The sequence below is a fragment of the Vibrio sp. YT-19(2023) genome (assembly GCF_033337395.1).
The window spans coordinates 1-606 of the sequence record NZ_JAWOQN010000739.1; the positions used below are offsets into that span (position 1 = coordinate 1).

At 48.5% G+C, this 606-nt stretch carries 1 pseudogene; it reads left to right on the forward strand.

What is annotated here, in order from left to right:
- Positions 1–430: pseudogene (locus R7E78_RS28210) on the forward strand (cytochrome C); the annotation flags it as partial.
- Positions 431–606: the final 176 nt, after the last annotated feature.

Below are 606 nucleotides of genomic sequence, written 5' to 3' on the forward strand. Positions count from 1 at the left end.
CGACGGAATTAGACAACATCAAGGAAAGTGGGACGCTGAAAAACTGGATGCTTTTTTGGCGTCACCATCGGAGTTTGCTCCGGGCACAAACATGGTCTTTCCCGGCGTAAAAGACCCGGGTGCGCGAGCCGCAATCATTGCATGGCTAGCGACCCAAAACCCTACGCCACCAGATTGGAATACTGCTTCATCTGAAATGGAGGTTAAATCGCCAGGTGATGGGATATTAACGCCGGGAGAGAATATGGAGCTCGTCGCTGCAGTCTGCTCAGCCTGTCATTCGTTACACATGGTCACACAACAAGGACTAAGCCGCCAAAGATGGGATGAAACCCTCGACTGGATGATTGAGGAGCAAGGAATGGAAGATTTATCAGGCGACGACCGAGAAGCCATTCTAGAATACCTTTCTACCTATTATGGGGGGTAACCAAACGTCAGCGGCTATCGCTATTTGATTATACGAGACTCAACCTGTCCTTGGACAAAGTGAAGTTCAGCGCGACCGCCAGTTATAGTAAACAACTGCGGCCCATTCCATACATTTACGTCGTTTTGCGAAATACTAAATGCATGGAAAGTACATCGACTCGCAATCACAATACT